Annotated in this window: 21 protein-coding genes; 9 read left to right on the forward strand and 12 right to left on the reverse strand. The window is 61.4% G+C overall.

Translation table 11 applies throughout. The features are described 5' to 3' along the window. Positions 1-145 precede the first annotated feature (145 nt). A complete protein-coding gene (locus VMT40_RS36970; RefSeq protein ID WP_326364317.1) occupies positions 146-2368 on the forward strand; it encodes a serine/threonine-protein kinase in 2223 nt (740 codons plus the stop codon). 53 nt (positions 2369-2421) lie between these two features. On the opposite strand, the gene VMT40_RS36975 is transcribed toward VMT40_RS36970, so the two are convergent. Beyond that, positions 2422-2811, reverse strand: a complete 390-nt coding sequence (locus tag VMT40_RS36975) for a recombinase family protein (protein WP_326364318.1) — start codon at positions 2809-2811, stop codon at positions 2422-2424. Between the two features lie 89 nt (positions 2812-2900). Between VMT40_RS36975 and VMT40_RS36980 the strand changes: the two genes are divergently transcribed. Genes VMT40_RS36980 through VMT40_RS37000 form a run of 5 tightly spaced genes read left to right on the forward strand, consistent with a single transcriptional unit; the run spans position 2901 to position 5482 of the window. Then, positions 2901-3230: a PadR family transcriptional regulator gene (locus VMT40_RS36980; protein WP_326364319.1), complete on the forward strand. Its 330-nt coding sequence runs from the start codon at positions 2901-2903 to the stop codon at positions 3228-3230. A gap of 32 nt (positions 3231-3262) precedes the next feature. Then, entirely contained in the window at positions 3263-4069 is an 807-nt protein-coding gene (locus VMT40_RS36985) for an ABC transporter ATP-binding protein (protein ID WP_326364460.1), read from the forward strand. 9 nt (positions 4070-4078) lie between these two features. Then, complete coding sequence (locus VMT40_RS36990) at positions 4079-4840, forward strand: ABC transporter permease (protein ID WP_326364320.1); 762 nt, start codon at positions 4079-4081, stop codon at positions 4838-4840. Then, positions 4840-5196 carry a DUF1048 domain-containing protein gene (locus tag VMT40_RS36995; protein WP_326364321.1) on the forward strand — a complete coding sequence of 119 codons (357 nt, stop codon included), beginning with the start codon at positions 4840-4842 and terminating at the stop codon, positions 5194-5196. Before VMT40_RS36990 ends, VMT40_RS36995 begins: the two co-directional genes overlap by 1 nt. Before the next feature lies 1 nt (position 5197). Then, the gene (locus tag VMT40_RS37000; RefSeq protein WP_326364322.1) at positions 5198-5482 is read left to right on the forward strand and encodes a DUF1048 domain-containing protein; all 285 of its coding nucleotides are present in this window, start codon (positions 5198-5200) and stop codon (positions 5480-5482) included. 740 nt (positions 5483-6222) lie between these two features. On the opposite strand, the gene VMT40_RS37010 is transcribed toward VMT40_RS37000, so the two are convergent. The 6 genes from VMT40_RS37010 to VMT40_RS37035 all read right to left on the reverse strand — a co-directional run bounded on the left by VMT40_RS37010 (position 6223) and on the right by VMT40_RS37035 (position 12137). Next, positions 6223-6567 (reverse strand): DUF1707 SHOCT-like domain-containing protein, encoded by a 345-nt coding sequence (locus tag VMT40_RS37010; protein WP_326364323.1) that lies wholly within the window; start codon positions 6565-6567, stop codon positions 6223-6225. A 73-nt stretch (positions 6568-6640) separates the two neighbouring features. Further along, positions 6641-7360 (reverse strand): MerR family transcriptional regulator, encoded by a 720-nt coding sequence (locus tag VMT40_RS37015; RefSeq protein ID WP_326364324.1) that lies wholly within the window; start codon positions 7358-7360, stop codon positions 6641-6643. Between the two features lie 115 nt (positions 7361-7475). Beyond that, a complete protein-coding gene (locus VMT40_RS37020; protein WP_326364325.1) occupies positions 7476-8174 on the reverse strand; it encodes a glycosyltransferase family A protein in 699 nt (232 codons plus the stop codon). 489 nt (positions 8175-8663) lie between these two features. Further along, positions 8664-10226, reverse strand: coding sequence for an FAD-binding oxidoreductase (locus tag VMT40_RS37025; RefSeq protein ID WP_326364326.1), 1563 nt, complete (start codon positions 10224-10226; stop codon positions 8664-8666). A gap of 56 nt (positions 10227-10282) precedes the next feature. Next, positions 10283-11188 carry a glycosyltransferase gene (locus VMT40_RS37030; protein WP_326364327.1) on the reverse strand — a complete coding sequence of 302 codons (906 nt, stop codon included), beginning with the start codon at positions 11186-11188 and terminating at the stop codon, positions 10283-10285. Between the two features lie 346 nt (positions 11189-11534). Next, the gene (locus VMT40_RS37035) at positions 11535-12137 is read right to left on the reverse strand and encodes a hypothetical protein (protein WP_326364328.1); all 603 of its coding nucleotides are present in this window, start codon (positions 12135-12137) and stop codon (positions 11535-11537) included. Positions 12138-13150: 1013 nt separating this feature from the next. Here VMT40_RS37035 and VMT40_RS37040 point away from each other — a divergent pair. Both VMT40_RS37040 and VMT40_RS37045 read left to right on the forward strand, forming a co-directional pair. Then, positions 13151-14191 carry an alpha/beta hydrolase gene (locus tag VMT40_RS37040; protein WP_326364329.1) on the forward strand — a complete coding sequence of 347 codons (1041 nt, stop codon included), beginning with the start codon at positions 13151-13153 and terminating at the stop codon, positions 14189-14191. Positions 14192-14369: 178 nt separating this feature from the next. Then, positions 14370-14813, forward strand: coding sequence for a hypothetical protein (locus VMT40_RS37045; protein ID WP_326364330.1), 444 nt, complete (start codon positions 14370-14372; stop codon positions 14811-14813). A gap of 412 nt (positions 14814-15225) precedes the next feature. On the opposite strand, the gene VMT40_RS37050 is transcribed toward VMT40_RS37045, so the two are convergent. Both VMT40_RS37050 and VMT40_RS37055 read right to left on the reverse strand, forming a co-directional pair. Then, on the reverse strand, positions 15226-15765 hold the full coding sequence (locus VMT40_RS37050; protein ID WP_326364331.1) for a hypothetical protein: 540 nt from the start codon (positions 15763-15765) through the stop codon (positions 15226-15228). 356 nt (positions 15766-16121) lie between these two features. Continuing rightward, positions 16122-17084, reverse strand: coding sequence for an NADP-dependent oxidoreductase (locus VMT40_RS37055; protein WP_326364332.1), 963 nt, complete (start codon positions 17082-17084; stop codon positions 16122-16124). Between the two features lie 75 nt (positions 17085-17159). On the opposite strand from VMT40_RS37055, the gene VMT40_RS37060 reads away from it, so the two are divergent. Continuing rightward, a complete protein-coding gene (locus tag VMT40_RS37060; protein WP_326364333.1) occupies positions 17160-17606 on the forward strand; it encodes a winged helix-turn-helix transcriptional regulator in 447 nt (148 codons plus the stop codon). A 1143-nt stretch (positions 17607-18749) separates the two neighbouring features. Here VMT40_RS37060 and VMT40_RS37065 read toward each other — a convergent pair. From VMT40_RS37065 to VMT40_RS37075, 3 genes are read right to left on the reverse strand one after another with little or no spacing between them, the layout of a single operon-like run. Beyond that, a complete protein-coding gene (locus VMT40_RS37065) occupies positions 18750-19232 on the reverse strand; it encodes an ABA4-like family protein (protein WP_326364334.1) in 483 nt (160 codons plus the stop codon). Continuing rightward, entirely contained in the window at positions 19229-20167 is a 939-nt protein-coding gene (locus tag VMT40_RS37070; RefSeq protein ID WP_326364335.1) for a hypothetical protein, read from the reverse strand. Before VMT40_RS37070 ends, VMT40_RS37065 begins: the two co-directional genes overlap by 4 nt. A 29-nt stretch (positions 20168-20196) precedes the next feature. Then, positions 20197-20679 carry a DoxX family protein gene (locus VMT40_RS37075; RefSeq protein WP_326364336.1) on the reverse strand — a complete coding sequence of 161 codons (483 nt, stop codon included), beginning with the start codon at positions 20677-20679 and terminating at the stop codon, positions 20197-20199. Positions 20680-20694 lie beyond the last annotated feature (15 nt).

Here is a 20694-nt window from a genome sequence, read left to right on the forward strand (position 1 = left end):
TGCAGGCAACAGCGAAATCTGCAAAGTGGACAGTCGATCCAGAACGGATCGGGAGATCCCGATGTCGGATGATCGAACAACTTCCGGCCAGGAAGCATCCGCCGATGCCTGGACGAATCGGCCGGGTGGGTGGCCGACTCTGCGGATGACGAAGGCAGTCGAAGGCCTTCCGAACAGGCAACCGCCCGAAGGTGGCTCGACCCAACGGGTTTCGCCTCAGGGGCGCGATCAAAGTGACAAGGCAGATGCCGAGACCTCACGCCCCAGCGTCAAGCGGTTGGCAGGTGGTCTGGTGGCTATGCCGAGTACCGCGCCGATCGACCCACGAACTGTGCTTCTGTCTGATCCCGAAGTCCCGGAGTCGGAGCGCTTCTGCTGGAACTGTCAGGAGCCAGTCGGACGAAGTGATTCGGATCAGCCGGGCGTTCTTGCAGGCCAGTGCCCCGTCTGCAGGTCGCCGTTCAACTTCCGGCCCTCGCTGAGCCCCGGAGACCTGGTAGCGGGGCAGTACGAGGTTCAGGGATGTCTGGCGCACGGCGGACTCGGATGGCTCTACCTGGCGATTGACCGCAACGTGAGCGACCGCTGGGTGGTCCTGAAAGGCCTTCGGAACCCGCTCGACTTCGAGGCACATGTCGTCGCACTCGCTGAACGGCAATTCCTGTCCGAGGCCGCGTATTCCAGCATTGTCAAGATCTACAATTTTGTCGAGCACAGGTCGACCCAACACGCTCCCGACGGTTACATAGTCATGGAGTACATCGGCGGACGTTCACTGCGCGCGCTACTCGATCGGCAATCACCGTCTCGAATGCCGGTCGCCGATGCAATTGCCTATGTGATGGAAATTCTTCCCGCACTGGACTATCTGCATTCGTGTGGACTCGCCTACAACGATCTCAAACCTGACAACATCATGGTGGCCGATGGAGAAGTCAAACTTATCGATCTCGGCGCAGTGGCGGCATTGGGTTCGGGCGGCAGCATCTACGGGACGCCTGGATATATGGCGCCTGAGATCACAATGACCGGGCCGACCGTCTTGTCCGACATCTACTCGGTTGGCCGGACATTGGCCGCCTTGATCATTGACATGCCCAGGGACCAAAACGGGCACCGCTCGGCGGGTATTCCCGCACCAAGCGAGCGAGCGATTTTTAGGCGGTACCCGTGGTTGTACCGGTTCCTGGTCCGGGCAACAGACCCGGACCCACAGCGCCGCTTCACCTCTGCCTATGCGATGCACTCCCAGCTTGCTGGTGTGCTCCGTAAGGTACTTGCCACCGACACCGGGCGTGAGCATCCTCAAGCCTCGATCGCATTCGGTTCCTTGCGAGGAGATTTTGGAATCGAAACAATGATCGGGCAGATCGATGGAATGATCGAGGGAACGGGCTCCGGTCGAGCGATTACCGCTCGAGAAGTCATCGCCGCGCTCCCGGTACCTCTGATCGATAGACGCGACCCCAGTTCGGCTATGCTATCGAGCCTGCAGCACGGAGATCCGGCGCACACCTTGGAGGCGCTGCGCCAAGCTCGTCAGCGGATTGTCGACGGGACCATCGAGAAGCCTGAATCCTTCGGCGTGGAAAGCACTCTCGCCGCGATTCGGGCGCACTTGGATCTAGGACAGGCTGATGTCGCCAGCCAGTTGATAGACGGTCTTGCGATCGACACCAATGCAGATTGGCGCGTCGCATGGTATTCGGGGATCGCCGCGATGCTGCACGACGAACACGCCTGCGCCTACCGACATTTCGACGCTGTTCATTCGATACTGCCAGGCGAGATCGCGCCTGAACTCGCGCTTGCGGCGACAGCGCAGCTTCACCTCCAGCAGACCGAGGACGACGACATCGATCGCTGGCACACGGCCGCGGTAGTTCACTATCGAACAGTCTGGCGCACCAATCACGGAGTGATCAGCGCCGCGTTCGGGCTCGCGCGGCAGCTGGAGTCCCGGGGCGCGAGGTTGCAGGCTGTAAGTGTTCTCGACGAGGTACCCGTCGCGTCCCGACATCACAATGTCGCGCGTCTGACCGGCTGTCTGCTCCTGCTATCACGTCCGGTCGCGGAGCTCACCTCGGTTGATCTGGATGCTGCCGCCGAGCGCGTGGAGTCACACCGCGACGATCCACGGGCGATGCCGCTACGGACAGTCGTGTTGTGGGTCGCGCTGGCATGGTTGAATGCCGGAGGCCGACCGGACGATGCCGATCGTATTCTCGGATACCCGGCCACCGAGCGGGGACTTCGCCTCGGTCTCGAAGCCTCCCTGCGCGTATTGGCCAAGCTCGCGCCCGACCGCTTGCATCGCTATCGATTGGTGGACCTGGCCAACCAGGTTAGGCCGAGAACACGATGGTAGGAGTCCGGGTCGATCGTCATCCGGTCGCCGGTGAGTAGGGGTGCCAGTAAGGATCATGTCACCAGCCGCAAATGAGGGTTAGTTCCGCGGTGTGGCACCGGTGGTGATGCGGTGGATCGTCGTGCGTGCCGCGAGGGGCATTTTCGGATTTCCTTGCCTCGCCGTCGGGCCGTGGCGCGGGTCTTGGCCATGCCTTTGCGGGTGCACATGTGGTTCAGGTTCGCCTCGAACTTGGCGACGATGCCCAAGGTTTGCAAGAACAGCTTGCCGAACAGATCGTCCCGGCCGAAGGTTTGGCTGCCGAGCCCGAACAGCAACACCCGCGTCGCACAGGTCGGTCGGCATTTACCGGCTTCGGCGAGGTTGCGGGTGAATCGATCGAATTTCGTTGTGGTCAGTACCGTTTGGCGGCTCTCGGTTGTTGCTGCCGCCGCCGTGACCACTGGCAGGGTTACACCAGCTTGCCCTTCCGCTATTCAGCGGTACTATGTACCGGTAGTCATCGCCACTAAGTAGCGCGAGGAGGTGTTCCGTGGGCAAGCAGATCACGGAGATGCTGAAGGGCACGTTGGAAGGCATCATCCTGGCGATCCTGGCCGTGCGGCCGGCGTATGGGTACGAGATCACCTCGTGGTTACGGGACCAGGGGTTCTCCGATATCGCCGAGGGCACCGTCTACGCCCTCCTCGTCCGGATCGAGAAGAAGGGCCTGGTCAACGTGGAGAAGGTCCCATCGGAGAAGGGGCCGCCGCGCAAGGTGTACCGCCTGAACGCGCGGGGACAGGAAGACCTGGACGAATTCTGGGGGACTTGGAACTTCCTGTCCGAACGGCTCGCAGAGCTGCACGAAGGAGGCAAATAGCCATGCCAAATACCGAAGATGGCGCCGGTTCGATGACGACACACCAAGCTCCCGCGATCGATGTGCGGGATCTGGAGAAGTCCTACAAGGATCTGCATGTGCTGCGCGGCGTGAATTTCGACGTCGCACGTGGCAGTATCTTCGCCCTGCTCGGCTCCAACGGGGCGGGCAAGACCACGATCGTACGCATCCTGGCCACGCTAATGAAGGCCGACTCGGGCACCGCCTGTGTCAACGGATTCGACGTCGCTACCCAAGCGAATGAGGTCCGCCAGTCTTTCAGTCTCACCGGACAGTTCACTGCGGTTGATGAAATCCTTTCCGGGCGTGAGAACCTGGTGCTGGTCGCGCGGCTGCGACACCTGAGGAACCCGCGCCGGATCGCCGACGATCTGCTGGAGCGGTTCGGACTGACCGACGCGGCCACGCGAAAGGTTTCCACCTATTCCGGTGGCATGCGCCGCCGCCTCGACATCGCGATGAGTCTGATCGGGGATCCGGCGGTCATTTTCCTCGACGAGCCGACGACGGGGCTGGACCCACAGGCCCGTGTCGAGGTGTGGAAGGCCGTCACCGAACTTGCTGCGAGCGGCACCACGGTGCTGCTCACCACGCAGCATCTCGACGAGGCCGAGCAGCTCGCCGATCGGATCGCGATCCTGCACGAGGGCCGCATTATCGTCAACGGCACCCTCGCCGAACTCAAGGCACTGCACCCGCCAGCCACCGTCGAGTACGTCGAGAAGCAGCCGACCCTCGAAGACATCTACTTCGCCATCGTCGGCGACGGCCGGAGGGATGACGCCGCTGCCGACCGCGGTGTCGGCGCGAAAACCTAAGGAACACCGATGAACAAACACTTCTTCGGCGACACCGCCGTTCTGCTGGGACGATCGTTGCGCCATATCACTCGCAGCCTGGACACCATCATGACGACGGTCATCATGCCGATCGCGTTCCTGCTGCTGTTCACCTATGTATTCGGCGGTGCGATCAATACTGGGATGCACTCGTACGTGAAGTACCTGCTGCCGGGCATCCTGCTCATGACTGTCGCCTCCGGCATCGCCTACACCGCTTTCCGGTTGTTCCAGGACAAGAACAACGGCATCTTCGAACGCTTTCAATCGATGCCGATCGCCCGCTCGTCGGTGTTGTGGGCGCACGTGCTGACCTCGCTGGTCGCCAACTTGATCTCGCTGGCTGTCGTGGTGGGCGTCGCGGTGGCGATGGGATTCCGCACCGGCGCAAGCGTATTCGCCTGGCTGGCGGTGCTGGGCATCCTGGTCCTGTTCACCCTGGCCCTGACCTGGATCGCCATCATCCCCGGTCTCACCGCGAGCTCTCCGGACGGCGCCAGCGCGTTCTCCTACCCGCTGATCTTCTTGCCGTTCCTCAGCTCGGCCTTCGTGCCCACCCACACCATGCCCGGCCCGGTGCGCGCCTTCGCTGACAACCAGCCGGTGACCTCGATCGTTGATGCGATCCGCGACCTGTTCGCCCAACAGCCGGTCGGCGACAGCATCTGGATCGCGCTGGCCTGGTGTGTCGGCATCCTTGTTGTCGCCTACGTTTTCGCCATGATGGCCTACCGTCGGAGGATTTCCTGATGAACTTCTGGGACAAAATCACAGGCAACGATCTCACTAGGGAATGCGCGGCCTTCGAAGCTCGAGCCAAGGCCCTTCCAGTCGAATATCAAGCGGCATGGGGCGAGATCAAAGCCCATCTGTTCGTCTACGGGGACTTCACGGGTCGCAACATGATGCCGATTCTCGACGGTGCCCTCGGGCTGCTAGAGGAGACAGCCGCGGACGGACAGAGCGTCCACGAGGCGCTGGGCGACGATATCAAGGGCTTCTGCGCAGCGATCGCCGGCGAAGAGGGAACCAAGAGCTATCGCGACAGGTGGCGCGAGCAGCTGAACCGCAACGTTGCACGCAAACTCGACCGGCGAGGAGAATAAGGTGGGTATCCGGGACATCGTCGAAGATAAGCGAAAGTGGCGTGCGCATATGGCTCGCGTCAGAGCGCTCCCGACCGACTACGAGATTGTCTACCGGGAGATTCAAAAGTACTTGTTCAAGACCGGGCCGGTCGAGCTGGCGGACGAGAGCTTGCTATCCGGGATTCTCGACTTCTTCGAAGAAGGGATCGCTGCAGGCAAAGGAGTCGTGGAACTTATCGGCAACGATGTCGCCAAATTCTGCGATGACCTCGTCGAAGCCTCACGGTTACAGGATGACTGCTGAATTCGGCCTGGCTGAACGGTGCCGCCGGGAAGGTGCGCCGGCTGACACCCTACGGGGTCGGCTGATCGGGTCAGCCGATTCGGTAGTGTTCGGGCAACGGTTGGGAACGATCAGCAACCAACGGTCCGGTTGAGTCGGTCACACCCACCGAGGGCGAGGCGGCTGCTGCTCATGTGAAGCTTGATCTCTCCCCATACGGGTGTGTACATGCGACGGCTTGAGCGCGTCCGAGTAATACTGCACGTGATCGACCTGAAAACCCGTGCGCGTCAACGTCCGCCGGACCACCGGCAGGAAATCCACCATGAATGCCGCAGGTTGGTCACCGTCACCGGCGGACCGTCTTCGGCGAGCTTCTCCGCCCACACCGCCGCCGGGGGGCGGGCGGGCGGGTTGTGACGCTCGTGATACGCAATTCCTCACGGTCGCACCCGGATTGACGATCGAGGCCGTCAGACACGGCTCGTTGGGCTCGGCCACGCCGTGGCGAGTCCAGGCGCGCGGGCTTTCGGCTCCGAAACTATGTCGCGGTCTATGCAGATACCAGCCCGGCCGCGAGGCCAGGGTGGGTCACTGTGTTGTTGGAGGGCGGACTGCCGACGCCGATGTCATCCGCGAGTCACAGACGATCCTGCCGTTGCAATCCCGTCAGGTGGTGTCAAATTTGCCGATACCAACATCTTCCGGACCCATCGGTACCGTGGCTCACCAATAACCGATGTCGAGATTTGCGGATGCAGCTACCGAGTGCGGCGAATCAGCAGGATCAGCACGGCGGCGGCGACCAGAAGCAGCGAGAGTGGATTGCCGGTGGCCGCGAACAACGCGGTGGCAGCGATCGTCAGGAACGTGATGACTACCGCGAGTGGGCTTACCGTGGGTTCGGCAGGGATCTGTGAAGGCCCTGGCGTGTTGACGGGCAGATCGATGAAAAGCTGGGCCAATTGATTCAGGCTGGTTGCTGTGGTCACCGCCGCACTGCGGTCCTCGAACTCGGTCAGAGTCAGCCGTCCATTACCGAAATGCTGCGACAGCTCGCGCAATGCACGCTCGCGGTCTGCCGTGCTGATCCGGGGTCCGTCCATATCCGACAGAGTAGGACCCGAGAACGCGGCCGGCGTTCGTCCAATTTCCAACGACGGGAACAGGTATGCACGGCTACGCGTCGGTTAGCTTGATTTCCTCTTCGAGATATCGTGCGACGAATCGGTTGATCAGGTCCGAGGTTGCGCGACCCGGTAAAGCACGAGCAATGGAGAGTTGTTCGCTGTGTGCAGCCCGGGCCGCGAGGTTCGTGTCCTCGAGGTGCGGGTCACGCGTTGTTCGCTGGAAGACATCGACGAAACGGCGGGCGATCCGATCGCAGTCGATTCGCAATCTCTCCAGTTCGCTGACAGCCTCGTCGAGAGGTATACCCGCCGACACGAACTGGTCGACGATCCGAATCAGCTGTGGGTCGATTACGCGGTAGGTCGCCGCGTCGACGGGCTCGTACATGCCCGCCGCGACGACACGGGCCAATCCGTTAGGCACGTCGGCATATCGATCGGCCAGCTCGGTCGCCGAAAGCTTCTGAGACTCGACCGATTCCTGAGGAGCGGGCGCTCCCGGAGCCATCTCGCCCAGGACCTCGCCGAGGCCATCTCCGCGATCCCACGCGTTGAGCAGCTCCTTGATGCCGTTGAGCTTTATTCCTCGATCGAGCAGCCGACTTATGGTGTGCACCCGGTTGAGATGCTCGGGCCCATAGAACCCGGTTCGCCCCTTCAAAGTGGGGGGTGGCAGCACTCCGCGCTCGTGGTAGACACGCAGACTCCGCACGGTCGTACCGGCTTCACGTGCCAGCTGATCGATCGTGTATTCGACACCCGCGCTCATGCTACTAAGCAAACCACATCGGCGTCCACGTGGACCGAAAGGAGTCGGACGATGGCGGTGGGGTAACCGGATCGGGTTCTCACCCTCGGCATCTAGATCGATAGCGGGTAAGGAATCAACACAGGGGAACGAGCTGATCTACTCGGCGGCCCTGCCTCCGAAGGCAGAGCGCCAGATCGAGATCTGCCCACGGGACGCTGACCGTGACAGATGTATCTCGTATCTCCAGCCATACCGAACGGCGTATGGCGAGGTTGGCTCCGCACGGCCACCCGGCGGCGAGGTCGAAGATCTGGGATCTGTGACGCGTTTGCCGATCGGCGTCCGCGGTCGGAATCTTGAGCCCGATATGTGTGAGATTGGTTCTTGTGACCGCCGCCGTTTCGGGATGTGTGGATAGATGGCGTGAAGTCGTTCGGGCCCAATCGAATTCGACGCGAGCGTCAGGACGAAGATGCCCAATGATGTCGCTGTCGGCGGCATCGAACCCGAGGTTGCGCGCGGCGACCAGCTCGAGGCCGGGCTCAGTAATCAGGCGGATCTTCTCGGTAATCGATGAGTACACCCCGACGATCCATTGGGTGTCGTCGACGCTTCCACGGTCCACAACGATGATCTGAGCGATTGCTTCTTGCCTGGTGAGTCGATCCAGGCAGTAAGGAATGTCAGTCGCGTCGTTGAGGGCAGTGATCACGGCCGTCACATCGCCCACCGAAGCCTGCTCGGTCGAGGGGTAACATATTCGGGCCTGCTCTCGCCCAAACCTCCTGCGGGCCACAGTGTTCGGGCAAGAGGGCACCTTCGGCTCGATCATCGGGACTCCCTGATAGCTGCCAAATTCCACGCGGTTCTGCACGTACCGACCGAGCGTGGGATTTTCGAGGTAGTGGGGCAGGTGAACGCAAATCGGGTTGCTGTCGCGCTAGGCATGCCGAGCGGGCCACCGACGTCGTCGTGTCATCGAGATTCGAGCATCGTAGATCGATTTCACACAGGTTGTCTGACGGGTGGGTGCAGGTCCAAGTGGAGAACTCATTGCTTCTCCCTTGCAACAGGTCCTGGGAGCAGGTCCCTGACGCTATGGAGGCCGAACGCTTCGGCCACGGCTGTTAGATCTTCCATGGTCAACCGCGCCGGTGTGGCGATGGAGGGAAGCGGTATCGAATTGTGGTTTGGGGCGACATAGCTGTCCATCAACGGCGTCCTCGAGAAGCGTGGATCGATCGACACTGATCGTCGTTGACGCCGAAGAGGCACAACATCCGCCACGGCACCGAATCCGAAGACGCTAACCGATTGCCGACTACGGCTGCTCGATCGAAAGACGATGGCGGAAGTTGTTATTGGGATCCCAGTCGGCTTTGATGCGTTGAAGTCGCGGGTATCCGGAACCGTAATAGAAGCCATGCCAGGGGAGCGAGGAGGTGTTCCATTCCGGATCCGCCAGGTCGGGGTCGGGATAGTTGATGTAGCAGCCGCCGTTGCGTTCGTTGGGTACTGGTGCGAACCCAGTATCAGAGTAGAGCTCGCGGTAGATCTTCCGCGCCCAGGACGCGAGTTGTTCGTCGTTGGCGGGTTCGCGCCAGGCCGCGTGGATGAGCATCTTCATGAAGCTATCGCGGGCGGGCATCGCGGTGGCGTCGACCGCGACCGCGTTGATCATGCCGCCGAAGGGTGCGAATTCGACGAAGGAGTCCGCAGTCATCACCGGATCGACGAGTCCGCGGTACAGGGTTTTCAGCTGATCGGCCGAGTATGGTTGGCGCAACAGTGCGGTTTTGATTTTTACTCGGAACGGGTTGGCCGGTCGTGGCGCATAGAACTGGTCGATACAGTCGATGTAGGTGACCCGCACTGGTGGCAGAACAAGTGGTGCGGGCTTAACTTTGCTGGTCACAGCGGTCAGGAATTCGTCGAGTTGGGCATAGGCTTGGTCACCGTCACCGTGTGAGAAGACCAGTAGGTCAGCGAAGCTTTCGATGATCGGGTGGAAGTTCAGTCGAGCGAAGACAGCTGCATACCGGTTGCGGGGCTGGCGATACCGGGCATAGAAGTCGAGGTAGTTGTTCAGTAGCTGCGCGAACGAGTCCTCGGACGACAGCGGCATCGGCATCACTAGGTGTCCAACGACCACCGAATCCGGTACTGGAGGCAGGGCCTGTGACGGATCGGAGCCGTCTGAGGTCGGTGTGCGCAAAAAGAATCGGGTCACGATGCCGAAGTTTCCGCCGCCACCTCCGGTGTGTGCCCACCACAAGTCTCGATTCGGGCCCTCCCGCGTCGCGATTGTCAACGCTGACCGACCACTGGAATCGACGGTGACGATCTCAACGCCATACAGATGGTCTGCGACAAGACCGTATTGCCGAGATAGCGGGCCGTAGCCTCCGCCGCTGATGTGGCCGCCCACACCGACATTCCGGCAGATTCCGCCGGGGATCGTCACGCCCCATCGCGCCAGTTCCCGATAGACGGTCTCGAGGTCGGCGCCAGCACTGACCGAGAACGCTCCGTACTGGTGGTCCCAGTCGACTGAGTTCATGCGCTGTAAATCAATCAGTGCTCGCGTGTCGGGACTGTCGACGAAGTCATCGAAGCAGTGCCCGCCTGATCGGACTGCGATCCGCTGATTGGCACGGATCGAGGCGTCTACCGCGTCCTGCACCTCGATAGCGTTCGACGGCACGAAGATCTCATCCGGGTGGGCAATGAACCGTCGGTTGTATCCTCTGAGCGTCAGTGTGTTGTAGTCCGAATCAGCGGGAATCGCAGTCGCTGGATCGCCGTACGAGGCAGCCTCGCCCACAAATGCGCTGGTAGCGCCCAGTGTTGCGGCACCAAGAAATTTCCGACGGGACAACGACATGCGTGCTTCTTCCAGACAATGATGGCTTCGGGCGCGGTGGTGGCGCTTGGGCATCTCTACAGGTACGCCCAGGTTCGATGATGAATACACCCTCGAATTCGTCCTGTCAGGACGCCCGCATGCAATGCCCACAGGCCGGTGGGAACCCATTTGCGCATGAATACGAACGCCGGATTGCACAGAATGACCACCGCGACGGTGATCAGAGTCGAGCGCAGAGGGTAGGGCGGGCAGCCTCGTGAGGAGTGCTTCAGATAGACATCGACCTGCGTTCGGCCGTAGCCGACTGCTTGGCGGAACGCCTGCCACAACCTGGGTCTCAATCGATAGGCGACCAGGGCGTCAGGTGCGTGTCCGAGGGTCATGCCCGCCTCCTGGATACTCCAGGAGATATCGATGTCGTCACCACAGACCATCGACTCGTCGAACCCACCTACCTTCTCGAATACTGTGCGCCACATGCCGATATTGTTCCCGTGAGCCCAGTACAGGTAATGGGATGTGAATCGCTCGTTCGGTGCCGGGGACGGCCGCCAGCGAGCGACCTTCGGGCTGTTGAGGGTCACGGTCTCTATCGGGCCACCGACTGAGTCGTAGTCGGCAGCGGCCGCGACCAGTGCACTGAGCCAGGTGGGATGAACTCTGTCGTCCTGATCTGTGAATGCCAGGAAATCTCCCTTTGCTGCGTCTGCGCCAACATTTCGTGCATGAGGGGCACCCGGCCGGTCAGAGCTGTCGACTCGCTGTAGGCGCAGCGACTCCCGGAGCGGGTGGCGGTCAATATAGTCGGCGAGGCCGTCGGTGGATCCGTTGTCGCTGATGATCACCTCGAATGATCCTGAATAGTCCTGCATTCCGAGGCCTTCCAACTGCATCTCGAGCAAGGGGAGGCCATTGAAGACAGGGATAATCACCGAAACCAGGTCCGGCTTTCTCGACCGCGGTGTGTCGTTGTCGGGCATCTGGTTCCTCCAGAGCTCGGGCGTTGGTCAGGATCGACTGGCATCCAGACGCTAACGCCGTCCCATCAGTGGGAACCCGAGGCATGCGACCACAGTGATTGTGGTCGCATCGCCCTGTTGATCGAATCTGGTCGGAGCAAGATGCCGCTATAGGTTATCGATGCTGGATATCCCAGTGACGCACCCGTCCGCGCAAATGTGCAGGCGATAGTGAGCGACTCTGTCAGAGCCCGTGAACAAACTGTTCATTCCGTGGGTGGGTGCGGCAGGCCCAGACCACCCTGGTCATGGTGGATAGTTCGTACACCCGGGTCGGGCACTACATCCGGATCGGGAATCCTGGGAGCTATGTTGCCTGTGGGGTGTCGCAGGGTCGAAGCTCGTCGTCGCGGCAGTCGATCCAAGTATCCGGGTTGTCGACCAGGTCTTCGGAATCAGCGGTCGTTGACGGCGCAGCGCTGGCGGGGTGAACACTGTAAGACCAAGGGCCGTAGGGGATGTCGGGGGCGATTAACCGCTTGACCGTAGCGGCTAATCCGGTGTTGGTGACGAGCACTGCATCGCCTGGCTGGAATCGGGGCAGCGTCCATGCTTCTACCCAATCGATGCAGGCCCAGACCAAGTTGTCATGGAGAAACCGGGAGTTCGGGGCGCGCCGCCGGTCGAAGACCGCACTGCTCAGGTCATAGGCCGACCACCAGCCGTCTCCCGCATCAATTCCCATGGCTTCGAGGCAGATATGGGCCCGATCAGGCGGGACGACATAGGCGTTGAATTCGATCCGGTCGTCGCATTCGCCGTCCTCGCTGAGCTCTCGAACCTCCCCGTATGTCGCGAGCGTTGCACGTAGCGCTGCAGCGATCTCCCCGCTGCGGATGAGTGGCTCTTCCACGAACATCTGGAGGAACACCGCCCGGAAGGGCGGAAACTCAGGCGGTTCGATTCCCATCTGGTCAGGCTGGCACAAAGAGTTCGGCCTTCCCGCCGTTGAGAGGGGAGACCCGAACAGTGGAAATGGGTCGTATGGCGGCTGTGGCGGTTTGAGCTGGGTGAGTCCTCGTGGCACTGTCGCTGTGGTGGGTTCGCGGTTTGTGGTCGGAATGGGGATTTGGTCGGTGTCGAGGCGCGATGGTGGCGTGGCGCGAGGAGGTCACGCGGCGCGAAACGGCGGCTGCTGAGCGGGTGCAATTGTTGCGGGAGCAGATCGTGGAGTTGACCGAGGAGTTGGCCGTGGCCGAGCATGTGCTGTCGCGACCGATGAGTCGATCGATTCCGATGTTTCCGAGCCGACCGAGAGCGCGAATGCCGAACCGTCACCGTTGGTTTCGAGATCCCGCTCACCGATCGGGTTGATGCTGGTGCCGCGGCGGCGGCCCGAGATGGACGTGGCGGTGGTGCTGCTGGGAGGACTACTGCGACATTCTCGCGGTGTTCGCCGAGGCGGGTCACGGGTTGCAGGTCGGGCAGGTTGCCGCCGAAGTGGGCGTTGCCCGCACAGATCGGTCGACGGTCGAGGGGGTTGCGTTCGAAGTTGAATCGTCTGGCGGCGCACGGCTGGCTCAGCCGCGCCGGCCGCACCACCTCCAGCATGGACTTCGACGTCCTACGTCGAACCATTCCGTACCTACTCAGGCCGGTATCTGAACCGATGTAAGCGAAAGCCTGATCGCCACCCATGAAATGGGAAGTCGGACAATGTGTTCGCCGCTATGACAAGGGTGGAAGGGCGGTGACTCGAATTATAGATATGTATATCTGGATATGCGCAGGTAACCATGTGTCTCGGCCCACGTTAACCCAGCCAATGCGGTGTTCTGCCCCGGCGCCTTCCCGCTCCTGGGAAGTTTTCTACGGCATTTATGGTCGTGGAACCTTGCGATTTCGAGCAGAAGTGCAGATTGGGGATCATGAGGCTTGCTGCGCTGAAATTGGATTACGGCAGGTAGGAGCGCAGAATTGATAATGCGAGATATACGGAGATCGTGGGTTGTGTCCGGGGCTGTATTAGCGACGTGCATATGCGCCTCGTTGATCGGGGTTGCTTCAGCGCAGCCACCCGATTCTGGTTCGTCCGGCGGTTACCACGCGCCGCCGAACAGTAGCGCCGAACTCGCCAAACCGGCCATCACCGGTATCGAACCGATCACAGACCGATGGATCCGGGTGTTCGTGGCGTCTCCGGCGATGCGCAGGGTTGTCCAAGTGCAGGTTTTGCTGCCTATCGATCGCAGTCGCTCTCGGCCCACGCTCTACATGCTGGACGGCCGCGGGGCTCCGGAGAATGAGAGTAATTGGACGTCGAGCGGGCACGCGGTGGAATTCTTCGCTGACAAGGACATCAATGTCGTGCTGACTGTAGGGGGTCCGGCCAACCTGTACACCGATTGGCAAAACCCTGATCCAGTGCTCGGCGTCAACCGTTGGGAGACGTTCCTGACTCGAGAGTTGCCCCCTTTGATCGAATCACGGTTCAACGGTGACGGCCATAGAGCCATCGAAGGGGTATCGATGGGTGCAGAGGCAGCGATGATGCTGGCCGTTCGCAATCCGCGTTTGTACCAGGCAGTCGCAGCGCACAGCGGGTGCTACACGGTTGCCCCGGGCCCAGGTCAGCTACAGGCACGCTCGATCGTGGAAACCTACGGTGGAAACCCTGAGAACATGTTCGGCCCCCTGGATGACCCTGACTGGTTGGCCCACGATGTGCTAGCTCATGCCGACGGCCTGCGTGGCACGGCGGTCTATCTGTCCAGTGGTAGCGGGATTCCCGGCGAACACGACGCGCCTGGGCAGGTTGAGTTGCCTGACGCAATCACCGTGGGTGGGCCCCTCGAGGCTGGCGCAAGTGTGTGTACGGCCGCGCTCGCTGCCAGGCTTGCGCGATTACAGATTCCGGCGTCGGTGAACATACGTCCGCGCGGCACCCACTCCTGGCCCTACTGGGCTGACGAAATGGCTCAGTCCTGGCCGCTGATTGACCAGGCGCTGGTTGCCGGCAACTGACCTTGGCCCTGGCGTGCCAGGTCACCGCCGATGCCGACGAGCTGTGCCCAACACGGAGAAGGACCGCGAATATTCCCATGAGTGGGAAGTTGGTGCGCTCGCGGTCGGCGGCGGAGGCAGCTAGTTTCGTGACGCAGGGTCAGAGCGGGTCGGGACTGAACTATGAGGGGAAATGCAAATGAGACTACATGCCTTCGCTGGTACAGCCCTGGCCACAGTAGCGATTTCGATGATTGGTACTGGAACCGCTAGTGCAGAGGCGTTGAACCCGAACGACTTCCTGATCGGGGATACTGTTTACTTCAACGCAGGTTACGCGCAGTGCTCGATCAAACCGGATGGCACCACGGGTTGTGATATCGCACCCGGTATCGCCAAGTGGTTGAACATGATTCCCGTGACGGATCTGGCAATCGATCTGGCTTTCCTCCCCGCGCACCCTACCTTCGGCCTGCTCGGTCCGCACGGCCGATCCGATGCAAATAGCCTGCCAGTGACCGAGTTTAGCTCGACGATCACCTACGCTGGCGCTACCTGCACCGGCGGCGGGCGCGGCGGCATTCAGTGCGTTTCGAAGGGGCATACCTTCAGTTTCGGCTGGTCCGGCACCACCACGACGTAGCTTTGAAGATCGTGCCGGATTGCCATCGCTTGTGTTTGCCAGCCACCCGGAAGCGCCTGGCGGGCGTTAGTGCCGCTTTGCCCTGTCGGTGAGCTGGTCGAGCCGCCGGTACGCCGCGACGCCACCGCGGTAGCGAGCGGCGGCATCAGATTCTTTGCCCATCTCGGTCCGATGCAGCCTTCGGTATGGTGAAACCTGTTGTACAGCAAGTGAATAACATGGTCAGGCGCGAGTGTTATTGCTCACTGTGCGAGTTGCCTTTTCCAGCTCCGCTAGAGTCCCGCTTCTCATTGATGCCCTGAGGTCGTCCGTCTCCGACTCCTCAGAATCGGTCGGTCTGGCGGAGGTCAGATGAACCGTCGTGCCAGCTGTCCCGTCCGCAGGTTCGATCCAGCGGATAGCTGGCGATGAACTAGTTCCAAGTTCCGCTATCGACGACCCAGATACCGCGGCTGCCTATCGTCACCGGTTGGGAGCAATGCAAGGCAACTTTGCCGTTGTCCTGATTGGTGATGACGATGATGTCCGCAAAGGGTCCGGTGTTGGCCTGGACGTTCGTCCATCCGAACCGTTGCATTGCAAAGGTCTTTGCGACCTGGATCTCGTCCAGGCGCCAGGCCTGGTGCCCGCCGTCTACAGATTTCTGCAGATCGGAGGATTGCTGTGCAGTGAGACCTTCACCGGGGAAAGGAGTTCCAGCAACAGGACGACTGAGGGTTGGTGCTGGCGTGCTGGTCGGGGGTGCGGATGTGATCGGTTGCGGATCGGTTGTTTCCGTAGGAATTGTCTGGTCCGAGCTTGTGGGCACAGCAGTGACATCTGGCTGCCAAGGAGGATTCGGCCCGCCGTCCGGGCCTGAGGAGGTGACTGCGATGGGGTCGGTACTGACGATTGTTTGCGAGGTGGAAGTCGACGTTGTCGCTGAGGGCGTGCATCCACTGATCGCTGCCATCCATACACTCACACCAAGTGCCACCGTGACGCGGGCTCGCGGTGACAGGTGATACCTATTCGGCATAGGTCGAAGCATTGGTTGACTCCCAGTTCGATGGGCATTCCGCAGTCGCGGCACCGCGCTGTCGTGATTCTCGTCGAAGGTGTTCCTTGCATCGGCTCCCCTGTTCCCGCAGTTGACAAGGGTTGCGATCACTCTGCAGGACCACCGGAACGGCCGCGGTCCTGAGCGTGGGGGCCTGGCGGGCGCCGATGGCGGCTCTGTTTGTCGCGCACAGCCGATGTGTCGATCGGCGGATGCACAGTGTGGTGGAGGTGCTGTTGCTTGGAGTGTCCTAGGTTCAAGGCCACGGCTCAGGGCACAAGCACGTAACGACCGCGCACCCCACCCTTGGCTACAGCGCGATGTACGTCGGCGACCTGAGCCATCGGCACGACCGCGTGTACACGGGTCGGGAGCCGACCGGCTGCGGCACGGGCCAGGAGTTGGCTCAACTGTCGGCCATCCGACTGTGTCACGAGCACGCTCACGGCGATGTCGCGCTCGACGGCAGGCACGAGATTGGGTCGGACACCGACGAAGATCCCTCCGTCACGGACCGGCGTCAGACCCCAAATCTGCATCGGCGTGGCATCGACGACGGCATCCCAGCCCCGCTCGACGGTGTCGGTGAACTCGGCGCCGAGGCTTCGCACGAATCCCTCGTCATCGGGTCGGGCCAACCCGGTGACTTGCCAACCACGGTCAGGTGCGAGCGATACCACATTTGCTCCGATCGCTCCCGCCGCCCCTATCACCAACAGTCGGTTGCTAGCCGTAGGTGCGTCACCGAGCATGTCTACTATCTGTGCCGCTCCCAGTCCATTGAGCGGCACTGTCGAGGCTGACACCAGATCGAGTCCCTCCGGCACTATGGCGAGGTCGGCGGCGTTGACGATGAGTTGCTCGGCATAGGTGCCGAAGTCGCGGTCGAAACCGAGTACGACACCGGCAACCGGAGTTCCGATCGCTAGGTCTACCCCCTCTCCTACTGCTTGGACGGTACCGGCGAAGTCCCAGCCGAGCCCGGTGTAGTCGGGCTGGTTGATCAGACCCAGGTCGTGGAAGAATCCGCCGACGACCCCAAGATCTGTAGGATTGACCGGCGCGGCGGCAATCGCGACCAGGACCTGACCCGGGCCGGGCTCCGCAGAGGGTATATCGATGAGTTTGATCGATTCAGGTCCACTCGGGTGGCGGACGACAGCGGCGCGAAAGGTGGACGCGGTCATGATCTCATCCTCCTGATTGTGTTGACGCTTGATCACCTCCATCATTGATAGGTAACTCCCCATTGGGAAGTACGCACTTCAGAGTGCGTAAGCTACTCTTCGGAAAGAGAGGGGCGGTCCATGGCAACGAGGACAATCGCCCAACGGCGGGAAGATGCGCGGACACAGTACGATGCGTTCCTGGCTGGTTGCCCGAGCCGACAGTTGCTAGCGCGGATCTCTGACAAATGGGTCGCGCTGATTCTGGCCGCCTTGGGCGGCGACGGTCCAAGTTCCGGGGACCATTGCGATGACAACCCGCAGCCACTGCGGTACTCAGAGCTATCGCGGCGGCTGGCCGGAGTCAGCCAGAAGATGCTCACACAGACGTTGCGGTCCCTCGAGCGCGACGGCCTTGTCGACCGGATCGTGACCCCGACGGTTCCTACAACAGTGACCTACAGATTGACCGACCTTGGATTGTCCCTGCACCATCTGATGCGCGGAATCAAAGACTGGGCCGAGCTGCATATGAACGATGTGCTCGCCAATCGTGAGAACTACGACCTCCGCGATTCGGGGCGATGATGCATATGAGCCGCCCTGTGTGCACGATCGGCGGGAGAATCGCGTGAGCGACCGGAGGCCTTGCTAACTGGCGCGAACCCAAATGCCCGATATGCCCCGATTCGGGCTGCTTCGAAATTGGTGGCTCACGCCGACTTGGCGAGTCCATGGCCGGGCACCGCAGTTGCATGCACCATACCGTGCATCCTGCTCCGCCGTTGGGTCGGAGGTCGAGCCTGAGCGGAGCGCTGGGCCGTTACTGCGCATGGCCATTCGCTCAGTTCCGATGTCAGTCTGACGGATCGGGCGCGGGTGAATAGCGACAACCTTGAGGAATTGTCAGCCGTGCCCGATCCAAAGCAGAGTGTAGTACAAGTTCTACGGTAAGGACCCGCCGCCGACAGCATCGACTGGAACAACTCGTTGCCACACCGAGGAGCCGATCGGCTATCAATCCATCACCGACGACGAGTTTGTCTCCAACGCCACCACCCTGGGCACAACGTCTGCGTGATCGATATCCTGCTCGGTGTTTACCGGGCATTTCGCACAGGTTGGACCGGCACTCCGACCGACGACCTCGCAATGATCCTGCGACGCCCGCCCAGGCATACCATCGATGCCGTCGCTGCCATCACCGCCCGAAGAAGGTAAATCACGCCACGCGGAACGCAGTCGCCTAGACGGGCGTCGTTGGTTTTGGCCGCCGCAACGTCCACGGCCAGAGGGACTCCGGTGTGATCGGACAGCCCGCGCAGTTGTGACCCGGATTTGTCGCGATCGACCGGATTCGGCCGGTCAGATTGCACCTTCTTGCTGCTCTCACGCTTGCCGCGTCGATCCCGCCCGCGACCAGTAGATCAAGCGTTGGTTGCCCAATTCGAGTCGGTCCGGTGTAGATGGTGCCACAAGGCAGTCTTGCTCCATACCGCGAACCGCTGGTAGCAGTCGCGACGTTGACTCCGAACGACGGCGGCAGCATCCGCCGATGACAGACGCTGGTCAGTACCTACACGACGGCGGTGAAGACCGCTCGACGGTCCGGTCGGTCGGCGCAGAGCCGCAGCGCTGCTTGCCCGGCGCGAACTTCGGCAGCAGCGGCTCAGCCAGCTCCCGCAACTTGGGTATCCGGCTAAGGGCCTTTGGCACTCCGTGCTCACACGTCTACTTAGCCGAACCAGGACGGTTGGTCGGTTCGTCCACGTTTGCAATGGGTGTACGGCAATGGGCCAAGGCCGGCCCGCTCGCGCGTATGGCGAGATAACCCAGTAGCCCGAATGGTGAAAGCAGGATCGTGAGGGCAAGTATTGGTGAAATGATCCAAGGGTGGATATGTCGGATACGACTGTCCAGATATATCCAGCGCCCGACGAAAAGGTCGAATCCGACCAGATGTGCCCATACAGCCGCCGCCCCGTGGCGCTCGCCGAGCAGTGTTTGGAGCACGTCCAGGTCGGGGTTGCTGACAGCGGTCCAGAACTGGATAAACACTGGCATTAATAGGCACAGATAAATAAGCAACGGTGGCACAACAATATAGGGCGAGGCAACGACCCGCCTGGTGTGGTTCCACGTTGGTGCGAAAATCATCAACGCCCAAAAGGGTGTCGCTGTCAAGAAGGAGAGCTGAAATAGCGACTCGGTCACCGCGCTGCCCTCTTCGATCCGACTGCGATCAAGCGTCGCGGATGCACCGTCGCGTCGGTGCCGTGGTGAGCACGAATCAGGGCCAATGTGGCGCCGGTCGTTCCGAATACGATCGCGGCGAAAACTAGCCACGTGATCTCATCGGGGTGGAGGATCGACTGTGCGCGCAACGCCTGCCAGGTCAAAAGGACGAGGAGTGCGACATACACACCGGCGGCGAGTGTGATCAGCCTGCGGCGGAAGTCCGGGTGCCGCAGCAAAGGAATCCGTCGAGCCATGAGCTCCAGCATGATCGCAATCAACGGGATCACCTGTAGGGCGTGCATCCCCACAAAGTGTGGAATGCGTAGATCACCCCCGATTGTGCTCCATCCAACGAGGGGCAATCCCGGTCCACCGTCGCTCGCCCCCACCGTGTGTGCTCCTCGGATAAGGCTGTGTGTGCGCTGCTGGGCCTTGGTCGGGAAGATCATCAGGATCCCGAGCGCCATTCCGAGCACCGAGACCCATGAGCCGAGAAGCACGGCGCGGTTGCGGGTCTGGTCGGCTACGGGATTGCGAATGAGCAGGATCGCCACGCCTAAGGTCGCCAGCCACACCACAATGATCGACTGACCCATGATGTCCCACAGTGTGCTGTTCAAGGTAGTGGTGCGGTTGAAGTGGCTAGTCGTTCCCCGTACGACTTGTGCCACGATGATGATGATCTCGATGGTGAGGCCCGCGGCCGCAACCGTGCCGAACCACCACGCGATGCGGTGGCTGCGGCGCAGCTGTGCGATGAGCCAGGCCCATGTGATCGCGTATACGACGATCGAGAGCGAGAACTTGGCGGGCTTGGCCCAGATCGGCAACCCAGTCAGCACTCGATGATCGATCATCAGGCCAGTGACGCACCCGAGGAACAACAGCGATGTCGCCGCCGCGAGCGTCATCAGCGGTGGATGCCACCACCAAGCGCGGATCATCGCAAGCTCTCCACCGCTGTCCGTCGTATCTCGGCCCGCCGCGTGCGGGCCGCCACCGTGCCGGTTGCGGCCAGGAACACCAGTTGCATGATGGTGCGCGGCACGAGCTGATCTTCGAATGCAGTCGATTGATGATCGATAGCGGCGTAGACATTCGCCGGGAACATCGCCACCAGCTGAACTGTGAGCCCGATCGCAGTCCAATGGGCCGTCTGTCGCTGCCACAGCAGGCCGGCTACACCCATCAATTCGAGTACTCCGGTAATCGTGACCAGAAGCCCCGGTGAGGGCAGGGCAGGAGGAACCATCGCGATAAGTTCCTGTCGCATCCCGATGAAATGGGCCAGGCCTGTTGCGGTGAACATCGCGGCCAGACCACCGCGCAACCCGTTAGTCGGGTCGCGCAGCGCCGCGATACCGAATCGGCCGGCGACGATGAGGGTCAGGGTGACTGCGATGAGGATGACGAGCGGTGCCATGGCGATCCCTTCTCA

It is taken from the genome of Nocardia sp. CDC160, from assembly GCF_035818795.1.
In the GTDB taxonomy this organism is placed as follows: Bacteria; Actinomycetota; Actinomycetes; order Mycobacteriales; family Mycobacteriaceae; genus Nocardia.